Here is a 4,911-nt window from a genome sequence, read left to right as displayed (position 1 = left end):
CTTCATAATGAATTTGCCCATGTCTTAAAAATAGAGCCTGAAGAAGTTTTACCATTTATTCTTGAAGAAATGAAAATTACTAGTAAAAATAAAATGTAAAATTTTTCTAAAAGAATTAAAGAATAGATTGAATTGTCAGAAAAATAGTGCTACTATTACTACTATAATAAAACATAGTAAAGGCTATGAAGGAGACAAAAATACAATGGTGTTAAATACAGAGAACTAACATTTGGTGAGAGTTAGATATTAACTAATGTATATAATGATCACTCCTAAGCTTCTACAGTGAAAGAAATCGAGTAAGTGTAGACGTATACCAGCGTTATATGGTTAGAGTTAAGATATATATTAAAATTAAGATTATATCCGACTTGAAAATGAGATGTAGCTATATTTATTGTGGCTATAAATAAGGTGGTACCGCGAAATTATAACTTTCGTCCTTATAAGTAAGAGAAATCTGCTTATTAGGATGAAAGTTTTTTTAATTTTAAAATAAAAATAAAAGGTGGTGAGATTCAAATGGATATTGATATTAGTCATATTAACAACAATAAAAAAGATAATAAAAATATTAAATTAAAAGAAAATTTAGGGGGAAATATTATTATGAAAACTTTAGAAAAATTAAGTAACTTTGCATCAAAATATATGGCTTTTATAGTGTTAGCTTTTGCAGGGCTATCTGTACTTATACCAAGCACATTTGAATTTGCCTCACCACATGTAAATACATGTTTAGGAGTAATAATGTTTGGAATGGGTATGACTTTAAGATTAGAAGATTTTAGACTTGTACTTACTAGACCAAAGGATGTTCTTAGTGGTTCACTAGCTCAATTTACAGTAATGCCTTCAGTAGCATTTTTAGTAGCTAAATTATTAAATCTACCTACAGAAATGGCAGTAGGCTTAATACTAGTAGGATGTTGCCCAGGTGGGGCTTCATCAAATGTAATGTCATTTATGGCAAAAGGTGATGTAGCTTTATCAGTAACACTAACATCTATATCAACACTTTTAGCACCATTTTTAACACCAGCTTTAACACTTTTATTAGGTGGTAGTAGCATAGAAGTTTCATTAGCTTCAATGTGTACATCAATACTTCAAGTTGTATTAGTACCTATAGTATTAGGTTTATTATGCAATAAATTTTTACCAAGAGTAGTAGAAGAAGGGACAAAATTAGTTCCTCTTTTATCAACAGTTTGCTTAGTCTTAATAATAGGATCAATAGTAGGAACAAATGTAGATTCATTACTTAGCTCTGGATTACTTATATTAGTAGCAGTTATGATACACAACACAGTAGGATATTTATTAGGATATATGGTAGCTAAGAAATTAGGCTTAGAAGAAGCTAAAAGAAGAACAATATCTATAGAGGTTGGCTTACAAAATGGAGGTCTTGCAACATCTCTTGCTATGACACATTTCTCTCCAATGACTGCTATACCAGGTGTAGTATCTAGTACTTATCATGCAGTATCAGGAGCAATGCTTGCCAACTTTTGGGCTAATAAACCTTTAGATAAAGAAGAGAGTATAAAGAAGGAGTTAGTTGGACGAGAAGTAAATGTATAATAATATTAATTATAATTTAAAAAAATATTTAAAAATATATTGACAAATTAAAAGGATATGGATAAAATTGTAATTAAGTAAATTAAATATAAAAATTCTGAGAAAAAGAGAGTAGATATAAATCACGTTTCAGCGAGCTAGGGTTGGTGTGAGCCTAGTAACAATATTTATGTTGAAGAGAGCTTTGGAGAAGAATATCTGAAATAATAGTAGGATATTAGGTATATCTCGCCTTAAGAGATTAGAGTGGATAAGTATACTTATCAATTAGAGTGGTAACGCGGAAAATTTCGTCTCTTGGTTTTTTAACCAAGGGACTTTTTTAATTCTCAAAAAAACTACTCAGACATTACGTTCATAAATATTATAAACTGAAAATTCATAATATTATGGAGAATATGATAAAGTAACTTATCAATAAGAGTGGTAACACGGAAAATTTCGTCTCTTGGTTTTAAAGCCAAGGGACTTTTTTAATTGTAGGGAAATTTTACATGCAGGGGGAATGATTATGGATGCTATAACAAGTTATCCACTATTAGAAATAAATCTTAATAAAATATCTGATAATACAAATTTTTTAGTGAATATATGTGAAGAAAAAGGGATAAACATAGCCGGTGTTATAAAAGGAGTAAATGCAGAGCCTCAAATAGTAAATGTATTAGCTCAAGGAGGATGCAAATATTTAGCTAGCTCTAGAATAGAACAACTAATTAACTTAAAAGAAAAAAATATTGAGCAAGAAACAATGTTAATTAGAATGCCTATGAAACATGAAATAAAAGATGTGGTTAAAAAAATAGATATAAGCTTAAACTCAGAAATAAAAACTATTAATTTATTAGAAAAAGAATGTAAGAAACAAAATAAAAGTCACAAAGTAGTTCTTATGATGGATTTAGGTGACTTGAGAGAAGGATTTTTTGACAAAGAAGAACTTATAGATATAGCTTTGTATATAGAAAATAACTTGAAATATGTAAAGTTATATGGAGTAGGAACTAATTTAAGTTGCTATGGATCAATTAAACCATCTTATGAAAATTTAAATTACTTATGTGAAGTAGCTCAGGAAATAGAAAATAAAATAGGTAGAGAACTAGATATGATATCTGGTGGTTCAACTACATCATTACCACTAGTGCTAGATGATAATATACCAGAGAAAATAAATAATCTACGAATAGGAGAAGCCTTATTAGTAGGCAGAGATTTAATAGATTATTGGGGATATGATTTAGATAGAATGCATAAAGACACTATGATATTAAAGGCAGAAATAATAGAAATAAAAGAAAAGCCATCATATCCAATAGGTGAAATGTTTTTAGATGCCTTTGGAAATAAGCCTACTTATCAAGATAGAGGAATAAGAAAAAGAGCTATTTTGGCAGTAGGAAGACAAGATTTTGTAAATGATAGAGATTTAGTACCTTTAGAAAAAGGCGTAGAAATAATAGGAAGTAGCAGTGATCACCTTATAGTAGATATACAAAATTCAGAAGAAAACTTTCAAATAGGAGATATTATGAGTTTTGGGATGTTTTACTCAAATGCACTTTATTTAACATCATCAAAATACGTAAATAAACATTATATACAGTTGGAAGAGCTGGAAACAAAAATTATATAAAATTTAATTAGTTCATATCAGAAAATGTGTATTTACTAGGACTAGAGAAATTTAAATTATTAAAAAATTATATGGAGGAATATTTTATGAAAGCAGAACAAGATTACACATTACAGAAAGAGTACTCGGTACTTAGATTTTTAAAATTTTTTATACCGTCTTTACTAGGATTATTTTTATTTATAATACCACTACCTTTTGGGGAAATGTTTAATATATCAGATGTATCACCTGTAAATATAGGTATAGGATTTATTTCGGAATTATTAAAACTTACGATAACAGATTATATACCAGCTATATGTTTAGTTATAATTGTAGCTTCGGCTGTATTATCTACATTATCTAAATTTATAAATATAAAAAGTGAATTTTTAAATAATATATTAAATGTATCACCATTTTGGTTATTTTTTAGAATAGTAGGAGCAGTATTTGTAGTAATGATATACTTTAACGTAGGTCCAGAGTTTATCATATCTGAAGATACAGGTCATGTAATTATGGGAATCATGCCAAGTTTAATAGCTTTATTTTTGATATCAGGATTTTTACTTCCTTTAGTATTAGATTTTGGATTAATGGACTTCTTTGGAAGTATGATTTCTAAATTTATGAGAACATTATTCTTAGTGCCAGGGAGAGCTTCAGTTGATACTTTATCTTCATGGTTAGGGGATGCGACTTTAGGTATAATGATAACTAATACTCAATACAAACAAGGTTTTTATAGTAAAAAAGAAAGTTGTATAATAGCAGTTTGTTTCTCTTTAGTTTCATTACCATTTTCTACAGTTATAGCAGACCAATTAGGATTTATGGATAAATTTACACCATTTTATCTAACAGTATGTGCAGCTTCACTTGTATGTGCATTAATATTACCTAGAATTTATCCTTTATGTAAAATAAAAAATGAAACTTATAACAATATTCCATATGAGGCAGAAGAAGTAAGTGATGAAGATAGCTTATTTAAACAAGGTTTACAAAATGCAATGAAAAGAGCTGATCAAGCACCTACTCTTAATGATATACTTACTAATGGATTTAAAAACATATTAGATATATATATAAGTTTAATACCATTAGTTTTAGCATGGGGTACAATATCTTTAGCATTTGCTGAATTCACACCAGTGTTTACATGGATATCATATCCAGTAATACTTTTATTAGATTTATTAAAAATACCTAATGCAGTGGAAGCAGCGCCAGCAGTACTTGTTGGATTTACAGACATGTTCATACCATCAGTAATGGTAAGTGGAGATGGATTTGCTGAAATAACTAAATTTGTAATAGGTACACTATCTATTTCTCAGTTAGTGTATATGACTGAGACAGGAGCTGTTATATTAAAATCAGATATACCTCTTAACTTAAAAGATTTAATGATTTTATTCTTAATAAGAACAGTAATATCTCTTTTAGTTATTACACCAATAGCTCATATGTTGTTTTAGATAAAAATTAAACTTAAATAATATAAATGAAAGGTTCTTGTTTAACTAATAAGATTATTAGTTGAGCAAGAACCTTTTTATATTCTAATGGATTGATAGTATAATGTTTAGTTGACATTTAAGTATTGACTTTTTTTGCAAAATAAAAGAGCATAGAGTTGCACACAAACCCATGAAAGGAATGATCTCTATGCTCAACAAGAATTATGAAATTCTTTG

At 28.3% G+C, this 4,911-nt stretch carries 3 protein-coding genes and 2 other annotated features; all 3 genes read left to right on the top strand.

Annotated features, from left to right (window positions below; genetic code table 11):
• Positions 1 to 176: 176 nt before the first annotated feature.
• Positions 177 to 451, top strand: a binding site (T-box leader).
• Between the two features lie 74 nt (positions 452 to 525).
• The 3 genes from J7G74_RS14890 to J7G74_RS14880 all read left to right on the top strand — a co-directional run bounded on the left by J7G74_RS14890 (position 526) and on the right by J7G74_RS14880 (position 4,692).
• Positions 526 to 1,590 carry a bile acid:sodium symporter family protein gene (locus J7G74_RS14890; protein WP_330616595.1) on the top strand — a complete coding sequence of 355 codons (1,065 nt, stop codon included), beginning with the start codon at positions 526 to 528 and terminating at the stop codon, positions 1,588 to 1,590.
• Between the two features lie 90 nt (positions 1,591 to 1,680).
• Positions 1,681 to 1,891, top strand: a binding site (T-box leader).
• Positions 1,892 to 2,101: 210 nt separating this feature from the next.
• Entirely contained in the window at positions 2,102 to 3,226 is a 1,125-nt protein-coding gene (locus tag J7G74_RS14885) for an alanine/ornithine racemase family PLP-dependent enzyme (protein ID WP_297136772.1), read from the top strand.
• Between the two features lie 86 nt (positions 3,227 to 3,312).
• Positions 3,313 to 4,692 (top strand): YjiH family protein, encoded by a 1,380-nt coding sequence (locus J7G74_RS14880; protein ID WP_297136771.1) that lies wholly within the window; start codon positions 3,313 to 3,315, stop codon positions 4,690 to 4,692.
• Positions 4,693 to 4,911 lie beyond the last annotated feature (219 nt).

The sequence above is a fragment of the Terrisporobacter sp. genome (assembly GCF_017888745.1).
Taxonomy (GTDB): Bacteria; Bacillota; Clostridia; order Peptostreptococcales; family Peptostreptococcaceae; genus Terrisporobacter.
This window is presented reverse-complemented; position numbering and strand designations above follow the sequence as displayed.

Coding starts and splice junctions, on each gene's coding strand:
- J7G74_RS14890 (WP_330616595.1), top strand. CDS start 526: ATGGATATTGATATTAGTCATATTAACAACAATAAAAAAGATAATAAA.
- J7G74_RS14885 (WP_297136772.1), top strand. CDS start 2,102: ATGGATGCTATAACAAGTTATCCACTATTAGAAATAAATCTTAATAAA.
- J7G74_RS14880 (WP_297136771.1), top strand. CDS start 3,313: ATGAAAGCAGAACAAGATTACACATTACAGAAAGAGTACTCGGTACTT.